17 protein-coding genes and 1 pseudogene are annotated in these 21,301 nt (G+C 40.6%); 10 read left to right on the top strand and 8 right to left on the bottom strand.

Annotated elements, in window-relative coordinates:
- The first annotated feature begins 1,352 nt into the window (after nt 1–1,352).
- Nucleotides 1,353–1,913: a DUF922 domain-containing protein gene (locus tag PQR79_RS03100; RefSeq protein WP_238104370.1), complete on the top strand. Its 561-nt coding sequence runs from the start codon at nt 1,353–1,355 to the stop codon at nt 1,911–1,913.
- Between the two features lie 582 nt (nt 1,914–2,495).
- Here the strand turns inward: PQR79_RS03100 and PQR79_RS03090 are convergent.
- Together PQR79_RS03090 and PQR79_RS03085 are read right to left on the bottom strand one after the other, a co-directional pair.
- A complete protein-coding gene (locus PQR79_RS03090) occupies nt 2,496–3,422 on the bottom strand; it encodes a tyrosine-type recombinase/integrase (RefSeq protein ID WP_274408379.1) in 927 nt (308 codons plus the stop codon).
- A gap of 30 nt (nt 3,423–3,452) precedes the next feature.
- Nucleotides 3,453–3,572: pseudogene (locus PQR79_RS03085) on the bottom strand (integrase arm-type DNA-binding domain-containing protein); the annotation flags it as partial.
- Nucleotides 3,573–3,612: 40 nt separating this feature from the next.
- Here PQR79_RS03085 and PQR79_RS03080 point away from each other — a divergent pair.
- From PQR79_RS03080 to PQR79_RS03055, 6 genes are all read left to right on the top strand, one after another.
- Nucleotides 3,613–3,822, top strand: a complete 210-nt coding sequence (locus tag PQR79_RS03080; RefSeq protein ID WP_238104366.1) for a hypothetical protein — start codon at nt 3,613–3,615, stop codon at nt 3,820–3,822.
- A 146-nt stretch (nt 3,823–3,968) separates the two neighbouring features.
- A complete protein-coding gene (gene sbcB / locus PQR79_RS03075; protein WP_238104365.1) occupies nt 3,969–5,390 on the top strand; it encodes an exodeoxyribonuclease I in 1,422 nt (473 codons plus the stop codon).
- 44 nt (nt 5,391–5,434) lie between these two features.
- Complete coding sequence (cdd, locus tag PQR79_RS03070; protein WP_238104363.1) at nt 5,435–6,331, top strand: cytidine deaminase; 897 nt, start codon at nt 5,435–5,437, stop codon at nt 6,329–6,331.
- 185 nt (nt 6,332–6,516) lie between these two features.
- Nucleotides 6,517–9,663: an intermembrane phospholipid transport YdbH family protein gene (locus PQR79_RS03065; RefSeq protein ID WP_274408378.1), complete on the top strand. Its 3,147-nt coding sequence runs from the start codon at nt 6,517–6,519 to the stop codon at nt 9,661–9,663.
- A gap of 45 nt (nt 9,664–9,708) precedes the next feature.
- Nucleotides 9,709–9,909 (top strand): YnbE family lipoprotein, encoded by a 201-nt coding sequence (locus PQR79_RS03060; RefSeq protein WP_238104359.1) that lies wholly within the window; start codon nt 9,709–9,711, stop codon nt 9,907–9,909.
- 10 nt (nt 9,910–9,919) lie between these two features.
- Nucleotides 9,920–10,252 (top strand): YdbL family probable chaperone protein, encoded by a 333-nt coding sequence (locus tag PQR79_RS03055; RefSeq protein ID WP_368389124.1) that lies wholly within the window; start codon nt 9,920–9,922, stop codon nt 10,250–10,252.
- Nucleotides 10,253–10,325: 73 nt separating this feature from the next.
- Here PQR79_RS03055 and PQR79_RS03050 read toward each other — a convergent pair whose 3' ends face one another.
- From PQR79_RS03050 to PQR79_RS03040, 3 genes are all read right to left on the bottom strand, one after another.
- Complete coding sequence (locus PQR79_RS03050; RefSeq protein WP_238104357.1) at nt 10,326–10,730, bottom strand: hypothetical protein; 405 nt, start codon at nt 10,728–10,730, stop codon at nt 10,326–10,328.
- A 358-nt stretch (nt 10,731–11,088) separates the two neighbouring features.
- The gene (locus PQR79_RS03045; RefSeq protein WP_238104355.1) at nt 11,089–11,712 is read right to left on the bottom strand and encodes a 2OG-Fe(II) oxygenase; all 624 of its coding nucleotides are present in this window, start codon (nt 11,710–11,712) and stop codon (nt 11,089–11,091) included.
- Between the two features lie 207 nt (nt 11,713–11,919).
- Nucleotides 11,920–13,656, bottom strand: a complete 1,737-nt coding sequence (locus PQR79_RS03040; RefSeq protein WP_238104440.1) for a SulP family inorganic anion transporter — start codon at nt 13,654–13,656, stop codon at nt 11,920–11,922.
- 419 nt (nt 13,657–14,075) lie between these two features.
- On the opposite strand from PQR79_RS03040, the gene PQR79_RS03035 reads away from it, so the two are divergent.
- From PQR79_RS03035 to ilvN, 3 genes are all read left to right on the top strand, one after another.
- Nucleotides 14,076–15,242 carry a multidrug effflux MFS transporter gene (locus tag PQR79_RS03035; protein ID WP_238104439.1) on the top strand — a complete coding sequence of 389 codons (1,167 nt, stop codon included), beginning with the start codon at nt 14,076–14,078 and terminating at the stop codon, nt 15,240–15,242.
- Between the two features lie 357 nt (nt 15,243–15,599).
- Complete coding sequence (locus PQR79_RS03030; RefSeq protein WP_238104353.1) at nt 15,600–17,318, top strand: acetolactate synthase 3 large subunit; 1,719 nt, start codon at nt 15,600–15,602, stop codon at nt 17,316–17,318.
- A complete protein-coding gene (ilvN, locus tag PQR79_RS03025) occupies nt 17,318–17,812 on the top strand; it encodes an acetolactate synthase small subunit (RefSeq protein ID WP_238104351.1) in 495 nt (164 codons plus the stop codon). Before PQR79_RS03030 ends, ilvN begins: the two co-directional genes overlap by 1 nt.
- A 75-nt stretch (nt 17,813–17,887) precedes the next feature.
- Here ilvN and PQR79_RS03020 read toward each other — a convergent pair whose 3' ends face one another.
- The 3 genes from PQR79_RS03020 to PQR79_RS03010 are packed head-to-tail and all read right to left on the bottom strand — an operon-like array spanning nt 17,888 to nt 21,246.
- Entirely contained in the window at nt 17,888–19,735 is a 1,848-nt protein-coding gene (locus PQR79_RS03020) for a monovalent cation:proton antiporter-2 (CPA2) family protein (protein ID WP_238104349.1), read from the bottom strand.
- A 3-nt stretch (nt 19,736–19,738) separates the two neighbouring features.
- The gene (locus PQR79_RS03015; protein ID WP_238104347.1) at nt 19,739–20,347 is read right to left on the bottom strand and encodes an NAD(P)H-dependent oxidoreductase; all 609 of its coding nucleotides are present in this window, start codon (nt 20,345–20,347) and stop codon (nt 19,739–19,741) included.
- Between the two features lie 23 nt (nt 20,348–20,370).
- Nucleotides 20,371–21,246, bottom strand: coding sequence for a radical SAM protein (locus PQR79_RS03010; protein WP_238104345.1), 876 nt, complete (start codon nt 21,244–21,246; stop codon nt 20,371–20,373).
- Nucleotides 21,247–21,301 lie beyond the last annotated feature (55 nt).

Here is a 21,301-nt window from a genome sequence, read left to right as displayed (position 1 = left end):
ACGGACCTTTAGCCTTATTCATTTACATGAAGGTGTAACCAACGGAATAAGGACATCCACGCAATTTGGCTGTGAGTTTGTCAAAACTTCACGGTTCAAAAAATCGCTATTGTGACCATCGTCGTTCTATCTCTGAAACCGTCAGGCATGAGAGATTACAATGTTTCAAATAGGTAAGTGACGCAATGATCAAAACATTAAATAAGCTAACTAGGTTAGGTAAACCTGAAACATTATATTTAAAACATTCTGATTTTAAGGGAGGGTTACAGACTTAGGAAACAAAGCCAAATACACCACATAACCGCCCTTTCCCTGTAAAAACATTTTTAGATCAATAGCAGGTTCTAGCGTGGCTATTTGCATTTGGGTTTTAAAATAACCTTTCCGATGTTCTCTATCAAAAATGAATTTTAATCAACTTCTGAACTCCATCTTTATTCACACCTTTTGACAAGAACTCATTGTTGTTTTGATTTATGTACCAACATACACAGCTAAAATTTGTAAAAAACCAAAATACCCCGAGCAATCTAGCTATGTCAGTAATTACTCAAAATGACATGTATACAAAATCTAAGCGTTTTAAATTTATAACCAATAACAGATAGAACCGAAAAAGCAGAGCATGACAAAGATCACGTTATAGAAAAGTTTGTTACCACAATGATAAAAAGTTTCTTGCAAATGTTGAATTTGTAATGATTCAAATAGTGTACTCGGTATCTCCGTCACCTTCAGCATATGTATCTGAGAACGATTCATTTTCAACTTTGTTAAAATTGGGGTTCCCACATTTTATTGCAGTATCAATTGCAGCAGCATTAATTGGTTTATTAATTATCAAGTATACGAGTAAGAATCTGATACTTATCAGTTTTTTATCAGCTTGCCCATATCGATAATAACTTTTGCTCTTGCAATAAGTAACTCTGAAAAAGTTGATGGATATTTCATGATTATAGGGATAAAAGACTCTATAATCATGTTTATCATGCCAGCCATTGTGGTTTTTATAATGAAAAAATTCCATAAAAAACAATGTAATGGTTAACATCTAAAATAGGTGCCTAGCTTTAGGCTTTGAAAGTTAAAGCTAGTACATCAATTTTATATGAGAGTAATTACAACATAATGAAATATCTTTTCATATGTACTCACACTCTACTTCTCGGTCGATTTTCTGGTTTTTTAATGAATGGCAAGCCTATTGACAGATTTGGCCCTAATGATAATTTAAAAAGTGAACCGAAACGAAAAACTACTTTAAGTAACTTTATCATTAATAATTAAATCGTATCTAAATCGGATTTCTATCTTAACTTAGGTTGAACAAAAATATAAGGATATCTATGAGGATTTTAATACTTTCACTGTTATTGATTTCATTCAATACATTGTCTAAGATTTCTATAATTGAGGAAACAATAGAGTACAAAGTTACATCTAACTCGAAAGATACATTGTTATCCGAACTTAACTTATCAACACCAATTTCCATGAGTGGTAAGCCATTTCATGGGTTAACAAATAACAGTATCAAGTGGACTATATCTTGGAAATCATTTCATAATAGATGTAGAGTATTTAAAGTCACAACTAATTTGACAACTACCTATACTATGCCCAAATTAGAAACCGAATCTGCAGAAGTGCAAGCAGTTTGGGATGATTGGTACCCTTATCTTCTTTTACATGAGAAAGAACACGCTAAGCTAGGAAAGCTATATGCAAATAAAGTATACCGCGGGTTGAAAGATATTAAACCAAATAAAGATTGTGAAAAGCTAACAGAGATAGCTGACTCTTTAGTGAAAGATTTAATAGAACAACTCTCTGATGCTAATGATGAGTATGATAGAGCTACTAACCACGGAGAAACTGAAAACGCGTGGATCTATCAACATTTGTAATATGGACATAATCGTGTCAGGGTAACTAAATTAGAAAAATTAAGATTGCTTTAAGCACCTCTAATTAGTCGATTCATTATTGAATTTGCAGACATAATTGTGAAACATTCCCTGCTATGAGCCTTATATAATTGATTTAATACTTCAATATGGAACAACCCTAACAATCTGGCTCTTTACCCTCTGGTGAGACATCAATACGTCTTGAGAACGCCAACACCCAGCTAATCCCCAGTTAAACTCGATGAGGTTCAAATAATTAAACAAAAATAATGATATTTAAACTAATCCATTTTGCAAAAAACTAGATCCTACATCATTCATGGTATCAACATATTACACGATTCACTCAAAAGCAATACATTAAAATACATAAAAAACTCATTAATTCTCTGATGGTTGCTATCGAGTCATTATTTAATAGCAATCAACTCTCGTTAACACAGCTAATCGACAACGGTTTTGGAGAACGCCGTAAGTTTTATCCTAGAGGTTAAAAGTAACCTCACAATATTAGATTGCTATTTAATAAACAACCCTGCAGCAAGATACAGTTAAATCAAATACCATTATCAATAAAATTTAAGCTCTTTTCTCTAAAAAGGTCACAGTCCTATCACCTTTAGCGGCTAACAATAAACGCTCAGTCCACATGTTGTAAGCCAATGCTTGTTCATCTAACCAATCATGTTTGTTATACACAGCCATTACCCCGCCTAATACATGCCCCAGCATTTTTTCAGTCACATGGGGTAAAACTCCAAGCTCAGAAAGTCTAGTAGAAATAGTCCGCCTAAAATCATGTAGGCGCCAATCAGGTATATCTACTCTAGGTTTTAATTCCCGAACCAATTTGTTTACTGATGCTATACCAACTGGTTTTTTAAAATCATTAGGTGCAGGAAACGTCCAATCCGAACGATGTAATGCCCACTGCTCTTGTAATAACTCAAGAAATGCAGGGCTTATTGGCCTACGTATAGGCAAGTTGGTTTTGCTGTTAACAACAGGCACAGTCCAAACCATACTGTCTAAATCAAAGTCGTCACGCCGAGACTTTAACAACTCAGAAACCCTAGCACCTGTCATCATGCACGCTTTAATGGAATTAGTTATAGTCCTAGTTGCCCTAGTCTTATCTAGCTCACGCCATATCTTGCCACACTCAATAACGGTTAAGACACGTGAGCCAACTGTTGATGTTGAACCGATATCTGACACTCTAAGTTGCAAAACATCAACTGTCGAAATAAGCTGCCTACGAACTGACCAGTTTAATACTGTTTTTAACTGCTTTAATATTGTGCCCGATGTGACACGACTCACTTTTGATTTATCATCAAAAAACTCTATCCATTCGCCTAATGTGATATCTTCAACAAGTCGCTCGGAAAAAGCAGAAAATAGATGTACACGAAAACATGATTGATAAGTCGCAATAGTTCCAAGCTTTAACGAACTGCCTTGCTTCATGAGAAATTGTTCGCAACAATATCTTACTGTTGCCATCCCACGTCTTGTATTACGTTGTTTCCAATAGACTCGTGGATCTGTATCATTCGCTAATGCGTTTCTTAGCTCAGGCACAAGCTTTCTGGCTTCAGCTAATTTGATATCAGGATAGCGGCCAAGCGTAAGGCGCCCAGGAGAGGCTCGATATCTAAATCGATATTGTCAAGTAATTGTTCCAGCATCAGTGATGCGAACACTTAGGCCATCTCGATCAGCTAGCTCTGGTTTACCTGAATATGGTTTACCTGAATATGGTTTACCTGAATATGGTTTACCTGAATATGGTTTACCTGAATATGGTTTGCCTGAATATGGTTTGCCTACTATGGAACGTTACTGTATGTCAGATAAAGACATTTTAGAAGCCTGTGTACATATTTGTAAAAATCTCATCTGAGTTTTTGACACAAATTATGATATGTACACAGCTAGGTACACAAGACAACGAACAGCAAACGAAAACAATATAAACAAAAGCGAAAGGTTTTAAATTGATTTAACTATGATTTACATCAAGTTAAATACAAAAATGAGTCAAAAAAAATGAATACAAATCATGATAAAAAACAGTCGCTTTTCTGGCACGATTACGAAACCTTTGGCGCAAACCCAGCAAAAGACCGACCGTCACAATTTGCAGGGATTCGAACCGATTTAGCATTAAATATTATTGGTGAACCTGAAACATTTTATTGTAAGCAAGCTCCAGACTACCTACCGTCACCCGAAGCTATTTTAATCACCGGTATCACACCACAGCTGGCCAATATGAAAGGTGTGCCTGAAGCCGAGTTTATGCGCCGTATCAATAACTTATTTAGTCAGCCTAACACTTGTGTTGTCGGTTATAACTCATTACGTTTTGATGATGAAGTCAGCCGCTATGGTTTTTATCGTAACTTTATTGACCCTTACGGCCGGGAATGGCAAAACGGTAATTCACGATGGGACATTATCGATTTAGTCAGAGCCTGCTACGCCTTTAGACCTGATGGAATTAATTGGCCTTTAAAAGAAGATGGAACACCTAGCTTTAAATTAGAGCTATTAACGCAAGCTAATGGTTTGAGCCATGAAAAAGCCCATGACGCAATGTCTGATGTATACGCCACCATCGCCATGGCAAAACTTATCAAAGAAAAACAGCCTAAATTGTATGACTATTATTTTAATTTACGTCGTAAACAAGCTGTAGCCGAGCACATTGATGTATTAAAAATGCAACCATTAGTGCACGTGAGCTCAAAAATTAGCGCAGCACAGGGCTGTACAACCCTAATTGCACCTGTGGCTTACCATCCTACGAACAAAAACGCCGTTATTTGCGTCAATTTAGCAATGGACATCTCACCGCTACTTGAGTTAACAGCTCAAGAAATCAGTGAACGCATGTATACACCTCGCCATGAATTAGCCGAAAATGAATTGGCCATTCCGGTAAAACAAATCCATTTAAATAAATGTCCTTTCATTGGTTCTGCAAAATTACTTGACGACGAGGTAGCCACAAAATTACAGTTTGATAAACAATTTGCACGTGAGCAATATAAGCGTTTAAAAAACCACCCGGAAATACGGGAAAAGCTTAACCAAGTATTTGAATTAGAATCAGATCGTAAACCTATAACCGATCCCGATCTTATGTTATATAGCGGCGGTTTTTTTAGCCATGCAGATAAAACTAAAATGGACATTATTTGCCACACCGAGCCGCGCAACTTAGCCGCCTTGGACTTGCAATTTGATGACCCTCGGATCAATGAAATGCTATTTCGTTTTCGGGCACGTAACTACCCGGAAACGTTATCCGACAATGAAAGTCGCCGCTGGCGTGAGTTTTGCCAACAACGCTTGTCGGATGCCGATTATGTGATTAATCTCGAAAACTTGGTCGAAGAAACCAGCGAGAATGAACACAAACAAAAGTTATTAAAAGCCCTATATCAATACTTACAGTCATTATAGTGAATCATCACTTTGCCCAGTTATTTCATTTAAGGATTAAGGGAATGCAAAATCGATTTTTAGCCAGCATAACAATGCTAGACAAACCATTAGCGACAGCGTTAGCACCATTATTACATGAGCAATTTTGTGGTCATATTGATGCCAGTCAATTTGCGATGCTTGTAGAAGCTAGCGGTAAGCCTGAAGAACAAGTGTTAATGGATCTATTGCCTATTGCTGCAGCGCTAGCCAATCCTCCAATTAGTGAGTTTTATGTGGGTGCTATCGCCAAAGGTAAAAGTGGCGACTTATATATGGGGGCTAACCTTGAGTTACCCGGTGAAGCGTTATTTCACAGTGTTCACGCAGAACAAAGCGCCATTAGTCATGCATGGTTGAGTGGCGAAACAGAAATTTTAGATGTTATTGTTAATTACAGCCCATGTGGCCACTGCCGTCAATTTATGAATGAGTTATTCAACGGCAGTAACATTAAGATCCATTTACCACAGCAAGAAACTCATCCTTTATCATATTACTTACCTTATGGTTTTAGTCCTGCTGACTTAAATGTCACCATGCCACTACTGTGCAAACGTGAAAAAGAATTTAGCCTAAACTCTGACGACCCAATGATCATTGAAGCGTTAGACCAAGCAGGCTTAAGCTACGCGCCCTACACCAACAGTAACGCTGCTGTCGTGCTTGAAACCATGGACGGAGCGACATTCTGTGGCCGTTATGCAGAAAACGCGGCATTTAACCCATCAATGCAACCGATGCAAATGGCGTTGTCGAATTTGATTAGACATAACCGTCAATACAGCGAAATTAAACGTGCTGTATTGGTAGAATCCTCTGAGGGGAAAATTAGCTTAGTGGGCGCAACTATGGATGCATTACATGCGATTGCAGCCATTGAATTAGAACACATTGTTGTTGAGCCTATGCCAGCTTAATACATGCACAATATACCTAAAAGGCGCTTAATTGCGCCTTTTTTATTGGTTTTTGAAAGGGTAGTATCACACAAGGTTGTAGACCTCATCACTGCCTAAGTGCAAAGCCAGGCCATGATAAAAACCATCTTTACATTAAGCCTAATTAATTATCTTTTATGGGTTTCGTCAATCACAGTATTAACATGCTAAGCTCATCAATACTTAGCCATTTTAATATTGTTGTAGCGGCAAAAAGCGAGTCACTATTGCGCATATTCACCATCAAACGGATTATCGTTTTTATACTGTTATGCACAGTAGGTTTAGTGTGGGCGATTATCGAACATGCTAAGCCCCTTACCGTTAAACTGCTTAATAATTTACTGGCCGATTACCACATTGAAGTGCTTAACTTTGATGCAGAATATGTCTCGTTAAATCATATTCGTATACCCAGGCTTATTCTGAAAATTGAAGACAGCCATATTGCCGTACAAGCGTTTAATCTTGAACTGCGTGACAGTATTCAAATGCTAAGAAATCAGCAGTTCAATGCCGACGACATTGTCAGCATTAAAACCCAAAGCGTGTATGTTGATTTAGGTGAGAGCTTTTTTATTCGACAATCGCAGCAAACCGAAGATTCCCCGGCAACATTGCAATTAAACCTGACTAAATTACCCACTGTAAACTTAGGGCAAATAGACATTAGATTACCCACGTTAAATGATAACCAAGCCAGTAAACATCGTTTAACCATGGATAACTTAACCTTGTCTAAAGCAGGTCAACTCGACACCTTATGGCGCTTTGATAATTACCCTTTGTTCAGTGTCAATGCCACCTTAGGCAAACGAGCATGGGAGTTTGATACTCAAGTTGATTTAGGCCTGAGTTACCAAGGGCTCGATTCTTTAAAACACTACCTAGCATTGCTCAATGATAATTCATTTAATCACAATGCCAATAATCATAATTTGTTGAAAGGATTGCATTCGCAACTATCATCTATTTTACAGCCCATTGACGAACAACAATTAACCATTGAGGGGCAATGGCGCGCGCACACCACCCTTGATTTAGTCAGTGCAACGCTCAATAGCCACCAATCAATTAGTGACTTATCCTTACGTTCAGCGCGTTGGGCAAGTGTGTATTTCGCCCCAGAAAACCCCATCAATTTTATGCTCACCATGGACCAATATCCTGTTCGCGATCCTTTTGCGGCAAACGATAGCCAAACTGAAACCTCGACATTTTTAGGCTTATCTCTGAACCTTGCGCCTTTTGAGTATCAGTTAGCACCCAACAAAGCGGATTTTGAACAATTCATTGATTTACTGGTAACAGACACATCAACTAAAACGCAAATACGCAATGTATTGGCGCAGTTGTCTCCTACCAATAAACAGCCACAATTATCCATTACTGTTCCGGAGCCCATTGAAGTGCGGTTACCACTAAACAATAGCGATATCGCGACGTTAGTGAGCATTCCAAAAGTGAGTTTAGAACTTGATGGTCATCATCTACAAAGCCTGCTCACTTTGCATCATTTGCAAGCTAATACTGACCATCAATGGCGCAGTCAGTTTGAATGGAATATTGAATTAAACTCGAACAAAATCGATAATAACGCTCCCACATTTGACTTAACATCTTGGGTGCCAGAACTCGAAATTGAACAATTTAGCTTTGAAAAATCAGTACTTAACTTAAACGGTGAAGTCAATACGCCAAATGACGACACCATCGCTATCAGTATTAACCCTAGCTCAACGCTCGCCATTGATCAAATCATTTATTCGGATCAACAAGGCGACAAAAGCACTCATAAAATTCAAAAAAATATCGCCGTACAATTAGCTCATTTAAGTCTTAGCGTTGGCCAAAACTCGACCATAAACTTACATCAAAATATTGAAATCAATTTGGCCCCTTTCTCACTGGCGGCCAGCAAGTTTATTGGTCAGCAGATCGTCAACCAGACAGGTGTTAAATCAGTTACGACATATGCAACAGCCAAAAATGCCAGCATTGAAATTAAACAACCCACCTTAGTGTCCATTAATGACCAAGAAACCGCAGCACAAGCTCTGCAGCGGTGGTTGCAATCACCTGCGACCAATAGCGTCACGTGGAAAATAAACCAACTCGATGCCGCCAAACAAATTGGTAAAAGCCGCAAGCAGCCGCTTGTCGCACTCAATAACGTTACAGTTAATCAAGCTCTCAATTTATCAAAAGGGTTGCTCGTCGGCAGTGAACAATGGCAATTAGATACCCTCGCCCTGAGCAGTTATCATTTATTGAAATTTGCCGATGAAAAAAGCCCGTTGTCGCTGGCTGGCCAATGGACATTTGATACCGATATCGACACCGCACTTTCCACTCTGAAAAAAGTGCAACCATTACCAACACACTTTAGCTTACACGGCCACAGTCGCTTAATTGCCGGGTTTGCCTTAAGCGAACTGAATAACGCCAGCCAGTTCGAAATGAAAATTCAACAACAGTTATCATCATTAAGCGGCCGCTTAGCCGACAAATCTTTTATTGGTGGTGATGTGTTTGCTCAATGCCAGTTTAACTGGCAGCAACAATATGACAAACCTGACACTCCATTAGCTGAGCAGCATTTTGCCCAAAGCCAATTAGTTTGTCCGCAAACTGCTATCAGCGTAGAAAAAGCTAACGTTGGCATTTTGCTCACCAACCTCAACATGAACGCCAATATTGAGTTAAATAAAGACGGCAATAAAGAACCAACCAACTGGTTGCAACAATTAACCGGATTAAGTGAAACCAATGTCAGTCTCACGGCCAGCGGTGACATGCTCGATGGGCGCTTTTTATTACCTGAGTTTGTACTCAAACTGCACGAAAAATCACACGGGTATTTATTACTTCAAGAGCTCAGTTTGGCCACATTGCTAGAAGAGCAACCCCAGGTTGGCGTAAAAGCCAGTGGTATCTTCGATGGAGTATTACCGGCCGAGATTGTAGATGGCAAAGTTACCATTAGCGGCGGTAAATTAGCTGCCAGGGCGCCAGGAGGATTAATTGAAGTGGCCGGTAACCCAGCGATGGAGCAATTAGCCTTATCTCAACCCTATTTAGAATTGGTGTTTACAGCACTGGAGCACCTTAACTACACTGAGTTAGCCAGTACCTTTGATATGACACCAAACGGAGATGCTTCTATTTATGTTGGCGTCAAAGGGAAAAGCCGTGATATTGAACGCCCGGTTCACCTTAATTACGACCACCAGGAAAACCTGATCCAATTATATAAAAGCACCCAGATTGGCAATCAGTTGCAAAACAAAATTGAAACCAAAGTTCAATAATAAGTTCATTTGCATAAGTTAAGTAACATCAAAAGGATAAATCTCGTGAAACATTCGTCGCTATACGTTGTTAGTCTCAGCACCCTGCTTGCCTCGTTGGTGATGTCAGCGTGTACACCGACTGTAAAGATTGAGCCACCAGACAAGCCAATTGTCATTAATCTCAATGTTAAAATAGAACATGAAATTAAAATAAAAGTCGATAAAGAGTTAGACACCTTGATTGAAAACGATGAGTTATTTTAAGCGGAGAAACATGATGAAAGCTTCATTCGCTATTGTGACCCTTCTTGCCAGTAGCATTCTGTGGTGTTCAAATGCTTGGGCTGTGACATTACAACAGGCTAAATCATCGGGATGGGTAGGAGAACAAACTAATGGCTATTTAGGCGTGGTGGTTGATACACCAGCCACACAGCAACTGGTGTTATCGGTCAATGCTAAACGCAAACAATATTATCAAGCGATAGCAAATCGCAATCACATAACCCTTGATACGGTCGCTAAGCTTGCGGCACAAAAAGCCATGGAAGCCGCTGAACCTGGGCATATCATACAAACGCCGCAAGGTGAATGGCTAACTAAGTAAGATTGAATTAAGCGTTTTCACTTGCAGCTGACACTATATAATTGAAATATCAACAATATTGGCAATGCAAGTATTACATCGTTGCCATTGTCCAGTAATCTAAGCGCTTTTGAGGATCGTCAATTAAAGTCTTACACGAGTCTTTATACTGAGCCATTAAGCCACCAAGGTTATTTGAACCAGCTAACTTTTTCACTTGTGCTTGCTTAGCTGCAGCAACATCTTTTTCAACTTGTTCAACACCGCGATATTGACTGGCAAGTGTTACCGCATCGCTTGCAGAAGTTTTTAAACGTTCCCCTACCGCCTTCATTTGCGGTGCATTCATAGCGCCAATGGCTTCAGAGCTAATTTGGTAATACGCAGCACATTCAATCAATTCATTAGTAAAGGCTTTTTCGGCTGCATCTTCTGCAAATGAAGCCGTACTGAAACACACAAATGATGAAGCCAAAATCCACACAGCTGGTTTGAACATGCTATTGTTTTCCTTATGCAAAATAGTTTGTTTTAGCGTCTCGTTCGCCAATACCTAAACCCTCAAATTCATGAGTTCTTTGCGGTGGCCAATAAAACTTGAACTCACGCAAAATAAAGCAATGGCGAACGCGACATACATCACATTATCGTATATCAATAATGACCTAATTGAAAAGTATCACTGGGGGTAAGCAGTATCATTTATTGTAAGCGAACATGGCAATGAAGATGGTTTACAGAGAAATGTGGGATTTTTCGCGATAAAAAGAGTGTATTTAAAACACAGATAATTGTTATCCAACACGTTATCTGTGTTTTAACATCAAAATGATCTATTGTTAATCATAACCTTACGATTAGAAACCGTGATTAGCATTACTGACCCTAAACCAGCCCGCAATACTATTACGAGTTTTAAACGTTTGACGCACCTCATGAGGAAAGCGCTCACTTAAAAACAGTACTAAGGTACCTATTTTAGGGCTAACCACATCTAAAGGTTGGTCAAACTCGTCATAGATCACCAGCTCGCCACCGTCACATTCTTGCCAATCAGGATTGAGAAAAAACACTGTCGACAAAATACGGTTTTGACTGCCATGCAATGCATCAACATGTTTTTTATAAAACGCGCCAGGTTCATACACAGCATAATGACTTTCAAAGTCAAATAACCCCATGAATAAGCGACGATTTAAACCATCTTTTAGCTGGTTCATAATCGATAAGTATTCACGGTCGGTATGATCTTGATTGTCTAACCAACTAATTTTATCTGAGCGAATATCGGTGTTGATTTGTTGTTCAACACCTCTACCAATGGCGGCTTCTTTAAACTTAATATTTTGCTCAGCTTGCATTTTTTCGAGCAAGGCTAAGCTTATATAATCAGGAATGATGTCAGATAAAAGAATATACCCTTTATCGACTAACGCATCTGCGATCACATCCAGCACTGCTTCACTTACTTGCGAAACCATACATGCCACATCCAACAGAAAGACTACGCTTTTTACTTTACTTAAGGGCTCAAAAAGGAAGTTAAGAGCCTGATTTTCGAGGGGGCGTCATTACAAGGTATGATTGCTATACCTCAGTTAGTTCGGGCGATTTTATAGAATAACACCGCCCTAGACAACAATTATTAAAAAGCCTTAAAATCAGAGACTTATACAAAGCTACTCATCCTAAATCTGACTGTGCATCAAAACCGACTGTTGGTATTCTGCACTGTCTTTGTTTTCCGTTGGCTCAGCCGTTGCAGCCAAATGGCTTTGATGTAACTTTAATGCTAAATATAAATCAGAACGTATTGTGATGCCGTCATCTCCCGACACCATATCAGCTTGTTCAAACCAACTGATTAGCTGACGTTTTCTGCCAGCCAACACTAAGCTTACACCGCGTTTACGCAGCAATGCCTCAATGTCAGTCAGCATGGCCATCACACTCAAATCCAAATGAGTAAAGCACGGCACGGCATCAATGATTACGCAATCTACGGGCTCAAGTTGATTCTGACGCGCAAACCGTTCAAGTAATCTGCGTTTAAAATAAGTTGAGTTAAAATAAGTCAACGGCGAATTAAATCGATAAATAAACACACCGGGCACAGCAACCGCTTTATCGCTGCCATCAATACTGCGAATAATCCCTTTAACATCGAGTCCTAACACTTGATCTGTTGGTCGCATTACCGTGCGTAAAAATTGAAATAACCCAAGTAAAACAGCAAGTGTGATACCTGGGATTACACCAATAAATAACACTGCAAATAGTGTGGTCAGCGCTAAATAAAACGCTTGGCGATCTCGCAGGCGTAACACCCAAATCGCTTTAAAATCGATAAGGTGAACAGAAGCAATAACCAATACAACACCTAAGGCTGCACTAGGAATGTATTCAAGTGGTGCGGTTAGAAAAATAGCCACAATGGCTATCAATACTGCAGCAATGACCGATACCAATTGCGTTTTACCGCCATTTGCATCATTAACCGCTGTACGAGAGTCGGCACCACTAACCGCAAAGCCTTGCGACAAGGCAGAGGCAATATTGGCTAATCCTAAAGCCTTAAATTCTTTATCAGCATCAATGTCATAACCGTTTTTTGCCGCAAAACTTCGAGCTGTAAGCATCATACTCACAAAGCTGACCATGGCTAAGTTTAATGCAGGCATAACCAGTTCTCGGGCAATACCAATATTAAATGCAGGTGCTTGAAATGAAGGTAAACCGCCAGCCACAGAGCCAATAACAGCGATATCATACTCAGTAAGTTTAAATCCCCACACTAACAACGCGCCCACTGCAATAGCGAACATTGATGCCGGCCATGTCGGTTTAAGTCGCTTCATCACAAAATAAACAATCACGGTTAATACTGCCATTAAAAACGTGGGAATGTGGGTTTGTGATAAATAACTCGGCGCGCCGCTTAAACGTTCTAATAAGTATTTTTCATCAAAGGTGAAACCAAATATTTTGGAGAATTGCCCCACAATAATGGTAACCGCAACCCCGTTTAACAAGCCCATCAAAATCGGTTTAGATAAAAAGTCGGCAAGTACACCTAATTTAAACCGACTGGCGATTAAACACCAAAAACCAGTCATCACAGTCATGGTCATCACTAACTGCCAATGCATTAAGCTATCGCCAGCAGCAAGTGGAGTCACTACCGCGGCAATGACCGCACAAGTGGCTGCATCAGGGCCAATAATAAGCTGTTTTGATGTGCCAAATAAGGCATACACTAGCATTGGTAACACACACGAATACAAGCCTACGGCAGCATTCACTCCGGTTAGCTGCGCATAAGCGATAGCAACAGGTAGTGCAACGGCGGCAACAGATAGCGCAGCGACGATATCATCTTTAAGCCAACTTCGTTCATAACCTGAAAAGGTTTCTAACCCAGGCATAAATCCATACAAACGACTCAGAAACACAACCACTCCATCCCATTAGCTTTGGGGTTAATCATAGTTTTATTTCAAATTAATTACGACATATTAAGTAATGACTTATAGAGAAATATTGGTAACCGTTAACGATAGAAAAACGCTAGAAGAAATGCCATTGCCGAGCATAATAAAAACAATAAACCTTCCGATATTAAACTTTAACATACAAATGTTGCATAAAACCTGGCTTAACTTACGCACGGTCGTTTTGTAAAACTCGCTAACAATTCCATCGACAATCTTTCCATTAATACATGCTAAACTATGCGCTCTTTTGAGCAAAGAGCGCTCAAGTTTTAAAAATACACGAGGTTTATGTGGTAACGCCTGTAAAATCAACATCATCAATCGTGGCAGCAGGCATTCCTAACTTAGCAATGTTAATCCCAATGCTGGCAGCAATTGTGGCTATTACTCCTTTAGCTATCGATATGTATTTACCTGCAATGTCTGTGCTAGCAATAGGGTTTGATACCGACATCACCACAGTGCAGCAATCATTAAGTATTTATTTAGCGGGTTATGCGGTTGGCATGCTGACTTTTGGCCCATTAGCCGACAAAATTGGCCGCCGACCTTTAGTTATTTTTGGGCTCTCAGGTTTTACTCTAATCAGTTTACTTATTGCACTAAGTGGCAGTATTGAACAGTTTTTGCTGTTGCGATTTGCCCAAGCATTTATTGGTGCAGCAGCCACAGTTGTGGTACCCGGCTATATCAAAGAAGTCTATGGTGATAACACGGCCAAAGGTATGTCTTATGTCAGCTTGATAATGATGTTGGCTCCCTTGTTAGCGCCCACACTTGGCAGCTTAATTATGGAATTGGGTGACTGGCACTTAATCTTTTTAAGCCAAAGCTGTTACGCCATCACCTTGTTAGCACTGGTGCTGTTTAAATTAAAAATGCCCAGCGATAAAGATGCTGACAGTCGCAGTCAAAAATCGTTTTTTCGTGCTTATTACACGGTATTTTCGCGAAGCGGAGTCAAACTCAACATCACTAGTGGGGTATTAACCTCTTTCGCTTTTTTCTGTTATTTAACCGCTTCCCCGTTTATTTACATGGAAGTGTTTAACTTAGATAAATCATTATTTGCCATTCTATTTAGCACTAACGTGGGTGCGTTGATGCTAGCCAATATTGTAAACTCCCGAATAGTGGGACGTTATGGTTCTAAACGAATGCTCCATGTTGCCACGTTTTTTGGCACCCTCTCTGCTTGTGGCTTATTACTGGCTAACATATTGGGTTTGAGTTACCACTTTACTGTGTTGATGCTTATCCCCTTAATGGGTTCACTTGGGATCATGTCTGTTAACGCTGATGCCATCGTATTATTAAAATTTAAACAAGAAACCGGCACTGCAACGGCAGTAATAGGGACTTTGCGTTTTGGATTCGGCGCAACCGCAGGCCCGTTATTAGCCTACTTTTACGATGGCAGCGCTGTGCCCTTTTCGATGTTAATGCTGGGTTCAATATTGTTAGTCGGTGTATGTCAATTTTTACAATCTCGGCTACCTAGAACACAAAGTATCTAGGCCTGTCTTAATCGCTAAAAACCTAAAAATACATAATCAGGCTACCAATATTGGTGGCCTGATTATGTCTGTATTGGTGAAAAAACGCCCTACAATATAATTTTAAAAATCACAAACATGAAATGATTTCAACCTCGAAAAATATTTAAAGAAAGAGCTTGCAGTAAAAATAAATTTACATAAGATGGAAGTCAGTGATTCAGCTGAGTCACTAAGTGAACAAGTCATTGAATTTAGCTACTGTTAAATTCAATCGTCGGGTTTGAATTACCATTCAAACTTATTTTTTAAAGCGATTACCGTCGTTGTATAACAAGATACTGTTTACCATACGGTAACTTAAAAAGGACTCATTTCATGGAAAAGCTTTCTGGCGCGAGTATGATCGTGCGCTCTTTAATCGATGAAGGCGTAAGCCACATCTTCGGTTACCCCGGTGGTTCTGTTTTAGACATCTACGATTCTCTTCATAAAATTCCCGGCATGGAGCACATTCTTGTGCGCCACGAACAAGCTGCTGTACACATGGCAGACGGATATGCTCGTGCTACGGGTAAAGTCGGTGTTGTACTTGTCACATCTGGCCCAGGTGCAACCAACGCCATTACCGGTATTGCCACCGCTTACATGGATTCAATCCCGTTAGTTGTATTATCAGGTCAGGTACCGAGTAACCTTATTGGTAATGACGCATTCCAAGAATGTGACATGATTGGTATTTCACGCCCTGTGGTTAAACACAGCTTTTTAGTGAAAGACGCAAAAGATATTCCTGAAATCGTTAAAAAAGCATTTTATATTGCGGCATCAGGGCGCCCTGGCCCTGTGGTTATCGATATTCCTAAAGATTGTTTAAGCCCTGATGTGCTTCATGATTATGTGTATCCTGAAAGTATTAAAATGCGCTCTTATAATCCGACGACTACAGGCCATAAAGGCCAAATTCGCCGGGGATTACAAGCCTTATTAGCCGCAAAGAAACCCGTTTTGTATGTGGGTGGCGGCGCGATAATATCAGGTTGCGATGCACAAATCCTTAAACTAGCAGAACGTTTAAACATTCCTGTAATCAGTACGTTAATGGGCCTTGGCGCATTTCCGGGAACCCACCAGCAAAGTTTAGGCATGCTGGGTATGCACGGGCAGTATGAAGCCAATATGGCCATGCATAATACCGATTTAATTTTTGGTATTGGAGTACGTTTCGACGACCGTACCACCAACAATGTTGAAAAATACTGCCCTAATGCAACCATTTTACACATCGATATCGACCCTTCCTCTATCTCTAAAACGGTTCGTGTTGATATCCCGATTGTGGGTTCTGCTGATAATATTCTAGACAGCATGTTAGCGCTATTAGATGAGAGTGATGACACTAATGACGCCGAAGCCTTAAACCACTGGTGGCGTGAAATTGACATTTGGCGCTCACGTAAAAGCCTTGAATTTGATCGCACAAGTGACCGCATTAAACCACAACAAGTCATTGAAACACTGCACAAACTGACCAATGGAGATGCCTATGTTGCATCTGATGTAGGCCAACATCAAATGTTTGCAGCCCTATATTACCCATTTGATAAGCCACGCCGTTGGATCAACTCTGGTGGTCTAGGCACCATGGGCTTTGGTTTACCTGCAGCTATGGGGGTTAAGATGGCGTTTCCTGATGAAACCGTGGTCTGTGTAACGGGTGACGGTTCGATTCAGATGAATATTCAAGAGCTGTCAACGGCTTTACAATACGATACTCCGGTAAAAATTATCAACTTAAATAACCGTTTCCTTGGCATGGTTAAGCAATGGCAAGACATGATTTACTCAGGTCGCCATTCACAATCTTATATGGATTCTGTACCTAATTTTGCCAAAATTGCTGAAGCGTATGGCCATGTCGGCATGAACATTAATCATCCCGATGAGCTCGAGTCAAAGCTTGCTGAAGCCTTAGCAATGAAAGATAAATTAGTGTTTGTGGATATCAGCGTAGACGAGACTGAACACGTTTACCCTATGCTCATTCGCGGCGGTGCAATGAACGAAATGTGGTTAAGCAAAACGGAGAAAAGCTAATGCGTCGTATTATTTCTGTATTACTTGAAAACCAACCAGGCGCATTGTCACGAGTTGTGGGTCTGTTTTCTCAGCGCGGTTATAACATCGAAAGTTTAACCGTGGCCCCCACTGAAGACACAACGCTGTCAAGACTAAACATCACCGTGATTGCCGATGAAACCGTGTTAGAGCAAATCGAAAAGCAATTGCACAAGCTTATCGATATTTTAAAAGTGGCTAACATCACTGAGGCCGCGCACATTGAACGCGAAATTGCATTAGTGAAAGTAAAAGCACAGGGTGAACAACGCGAAGAGGTAAAACGCATTACGGATATTTTCCGTGGTCAAATAGTTGATGTCACAACTCATTTATATACCATACAAATGGTGGGAACCAGCGACAAAATCGATGCATTTATTCATGCGTTAGGCGACATGACCAAAGTGATAGAAACGTCTCGTTCTGGTGTTGTCGGATTAGCACGCGGTGAAAAAGCAATGCGCGCATAACCTTGAGCACCACAAATAAAAACCGCCTAGTGTAAAATCTAGGCGGTTTTTTTAATGGCTTTTTGTTAAACACCCTCATAACGTCGGGTTTTTAGCGGTCCAAGCTTTGTCGAGCTCATCATTGTCAAAATCACGTGTCATTAAGGCTTCTAACTCAGCATGCTTTTGTTGATAGTGAGAAATATAATGCTCTTCTTCACAGTGCCACTTGTATAATTCTGGCATCATTTCTTCATCTTTTTTACGAAAAATTCGTGCTAAACGGTAAGCCTCGTAAGGGTCGACACCTAATTGTTGCAAAGCATCTTGGCCTAACGCCAGTGCACTACCAAAGGTTTCACGACGGATATGATCAATATTTAATTCCATCAATTTAAAGCTCGCCTGACGATCATCGGCATTTACTACAATCTTAAGGTGTGGATAATGTTTTCTTACCAGCTCAATTAGCGTAGTTGATTTCTCAATATCACCAATGGTTATCACTAATAATTTAGCTTCTTTGGCACCTGCAGCTTCAAGCAAGTCTAAACGGGTAATGTCACCATAATACACTTCATAGCCCAGCTTGCGCAGCACATCAACGTTGGTTGAGTCATGGTCAATAATCACCGGCTTAACGCCGGCTGAAATTAAAAAACGTCCTAAATCAGTACCTAAACGCCCAAACCCGGCCAAAATAACCTCATGGCCACTGTGGTCGATGGGGTCATCTTCGCGCGCATTCAATTGAGTATCGTCTTTCGATATCGCAAGTTTTTCATAGGCCATAAACATCAATGGGGTTAAAAACATCGAAATCGCTACCGCCGAGATTAATGGCTCTACTGTCTCAGCGCCGAGTACCCCATTAACCTTGGCAAATTGAAATAACACAAACGCAAATTCGCCGCCTTGTGCCAATGCAACGGCAAACAATGCCCTGTCTTTTTTAGCCACCTTAAAGAGCTTGCCAGTAATCACTAATATCAGCCACTTAATCACAATTAAGCCCGCGGTTAAGGCTGTAATAAGCGCCACATTATCGCCAATTAAACTGAAGTTAAGGCTGGCACCAATTGAAATAAAGAACACCCCTAGTAATAAGCCTTTAAATGGTTCAATATCGCTTTCAAGTTCATGGCGGTATTCACTGTCAGCTAGCACCACACCGGCTAAAAATGTCCCTAACGCAGGCGACAAGCCCACCACGGTCATTAATAATGAGATCCCCACCACCAGCGCTAATGCCGCCGCGACAAAAATTTCTCTTACGCCTGTTGCTGCAATGGCCCTAAATATGGGCCTACTGGCATAACGACCTAATATTAAAATCCCTACAACAGCCAGCAGGGTCGCGATTACTTGTAAATACGCTGGTAAGGTATTGATATCAAATAACACCGAACCATGATGTCCATCATCGCCTAAGCTTAACGTGGCCAGTAGTGGCATAAACGCTAACATAGGGATCACGGCTAAATCTTGGAACAACAACACCGAAAATACCGAACGCCCTGGGGCAGTATTCATTAAGGCTTTTTCTTTAAGCGTTTGTAGCACAATGGCGGTTGAAGATAATGACAAAATCAACCCAACAGCAAGAGCTTGTTGCCAGGGTAAAGCCCACAATGCAATGGCCGCCATGACAATACTCGACAACACCACTTGCATACCGCCCATGCCTAAAATGGGCGTACGCATTTGCCATAGCATAGAAGGCCTTAACTCTAAGCCCACTAAAAATAGCATCATCACAACGCCAAACTCAGTCAAGTGCATCACCACTTCAACATCACCAATCAGTGAGACCCCAAATGGACCAATGATCATACCCGCAATAAGGTAACCCAGTACTGAACCTAGGCCTAAACGTTTGGCCACAGGGACGGCAATAGCTGACGCGGCGAGGAAAATAAATAACTGCAGTAAAAAGTATTCCATTGTTTATGCCTTTAACATGATGTCGTCAATATTTGCATTTAAAAACTCAGCTTGTTGAGCTTTTTCTTTATCCAATACGCCATCACGAATAGCGATAATAAGGCGGCGATAATCTTCGGCATGGCCTGTAACTTGTGCAGCGGGCAAGCCACGATGAACGCCCATGACCGCAAAAGGCGGTAGCCAATCCATTAAGCATAAATTAGCAGTGGCACGCATTGGCGAAGTTAACTCGGCAATAGTAAATTGATTGGCTCCTTCAACCCGGTAAGTTGTTGCATCGCCACCTGCACTAATGGCTTGAAAGCACCATTTGCCTTTTAACGCCGTGCCCGTTTTTCCATAAGCCCAGCCGTGCTCTAGCACTAAATCGAGCCACTCTTTAACAATTGCAGGCGTTGAATACCAATAAAATGGATGCTGAAAAATAATCACATCATGGCTTTCGCACAGCGTTTGCTCGCGAGCGACATCAATTAAAAAGTCAGGGTAATTGGCGTACAAATCATTGATGGTCACGCCTTCAATGTTTTCTACGGCCGCCCTAAACTGCGCATTTATGTTAGATCGCCCTTTGGCTGGGTGGGCGAAATTGATTAATATTTTCTTCATGTCTTGCTCCCGAACAAACTCAATTACCAAGCAAAAGTTTGAATAACGTTATGATTGGCTGCGTTATTATGTTCAATATGTTGATTTATTCGTTGTAAAAATGGTTGACGAATAGCTGGCCATTCACCTCGCATCGGCGACACATTGTTACCATGGTCGCCCCAGTAGTAGCAGTCAAAATCCTCAAGGTTTTCCAGTAGATACTTTTCTTCTTGCAATACTTGTAACTGAGTCGGCAAGATAAACTCACCGCGATTAACTTGTTGCTCAAGCTGCGAGCCAGGCTGCACAGCCAATACCATAGGGGCAATGGCATCAGGCTGCATAATATTCAATAAACTCGTGGTATTAACCGCATGCTCAACAGAACGCTCACGACCGCCTAGGCCAAGAATAAACGAGGCTAAGACTTTAATGCCTGCCTCTTTTGCCATAGCCATACCTTCAATGGCATGTTCGCGGGTCATCCGTTTATCCACCAGCTTAAGCACCTGAGGATCGCCAGACTCTAACCCTGAATAGGCAATAGTTACCCCAGCCTCTCTAATGGCTTTAAGATCTGCAATGCTCTTGCGTCTAAAGTCATTAAAGCCAGAATACAAGGCTAAATGGGTTAGCTCTGGGAAAGTGGCTGTCACTTTATTAATAATTTTAAGCAGTATTTCAGTACGAATTGCCATGACATTTCCGTCAATTAGAAATATCGACTCCACCCAAGGGTTAGCACGTCTTGCCTGTTCAATATCACGAAAAATATCGTCAAGTTCTCTGATTTTAAAACGTTTATCATCAAACATGGTGCAAAATGTACAATGATTAGTACTGCAACCTAATGTGGCTTGAATAAGCAAACTGTTTGCCTCCATCCACGGACGATAAACTTTACCTTGGTATTGCATATCTCTGCCCTTAACCATTCTTTAGATGGTTTATGTTGTGGCGATGACAACAGAC

Origin of the sequence: Shewanella metallivivens (genome assembly GCF_028750675.1) — a bacterium.
GTDB lineage: Bacteria > Pseudomonadota > Gammaproteobacteria > Enterobacterales > Shewanellaceae > Shewanella > Shewanella metallivivens.
The sequence above is the reverse complement of the archived record's forward strand: the minus strand, read 5'-3'. Positions and strand labels throughout refer to the sequence as shown.

Excerpts from the sequence above, each read along its gene's own strand:
- PQR79_RS03100 (WP_238104370.1), top strand. The coding sequence starts at position 1,353 with ATGAGGATTTTAATACTTTCACTGTTATTGATTTCATTCAATACATTG.
- PQR79_RS03090 (WP_274408379.1), bottom strand. The coding sequence starts at position 3,422 with ATGGCAACAGTAAGATATTGTTGCGAACAATTTCTCATGAAGCAAGGC.
- PQR79_RS03080 (WP_238104366.1), top strand. The coding sequence starts at position 3,613 with ATGCGAACACTTAGGCCATCTCGATCAGCTAGCTCTGGTTTACCTGAA.
- sbcB (WP_238104365.1), top strand. The coding sequence starts at position 3,969 with ATGAATACAAATCATGATAAAAAACAGTCGCTTTTCTGGCACGATTAC.
- cdd (WP_238104363.1), top strand. The coding sequence starts at position 5,435 with ATGCAAAATCGATTTTTAGCCAGCATAACAATGCTAGACAAACCATTA.
- PQR79_RS03065 (WP_274408378.1), top strand. The coding sequence starts at position 6,517 with ATGCTAAGCTCATCAATACTTAGCCATTTTAATATTGTTGTAGCGGCA.
- PQR79_RS03055 (WP_368389124.1), top strand. The coding sequence starts at position 9,920 with ATGATGAAAGCTTCATTCGCTATTGTGACCCTTCTTGCCAGTAGCATT.
- PQR79_RS03050 (WP_238104357.1), bottom strand. The coding sequence starts at position 10,730 with ATGTTCAAACCAGCTGTGTGGATTTTGGCTTCATCATTTGTGTGTTTC.
- PQR79_RS03045 (WP_238104355.1), bottom strand. The coding sequence starts at position 11,712 with ATGGTTTCGCAAGTAAGTGAAGCAGTGCTGGATGTGATCGCAGATGCG.
- PQR79_RS03040 (WP_238104440.1), bottom strand. The coding sequence starts at position 13,656 with ATGCCTGGGTTAGAAACCTTTTCAGGTTATGAACGAAGTTGGCTTAAA.
- PQR79_RS03035 (WP_238104439.1), top strand. The coding sequence starts at position 14,076 with ATGTTAATCCCAATGCTGGCAGCAATTGTGGCTATTACTCCTTTAGCT.
- PQR79_RS03030 (WP_238104353.1), top strand. The coding sequence starts at position 15,600 with ATGGAAAAGCTTTCTGGCGCGAGTATGATCGTGCGCTCTTTAATCGAT.
- ilvN (WP_238104351.1), top strand. The coding sequence starts at position 17,318 with ATGCGTCGTATTATTTCTGTATTACTTGAAAACCAACCAGGCGCATTG.
- PQR79_RS03020 (WP_238104349.1), bottom strand. The coding sequence starts at position 19,735 with ATGGAATACTTTTTACTGCAGTTATTTATTTTCCTCGCCGCGTCAGCT.
- PQR79_RS03015 (WP_238104347.1), bottom strand. The coding sequence starts at position 20,347 with ATGAAGAAAATATTAATCAATTTCGCCCACCCAGCCAAAGGGCGATCT.
- PQR79_RS03010 (WP_238104345.1), bottom strand. The coding sequence starts at position 21,246 with ATGCAATACCAAGGTAAAGTTTATCGTCCGTGGATGGAGGCAAACAGT.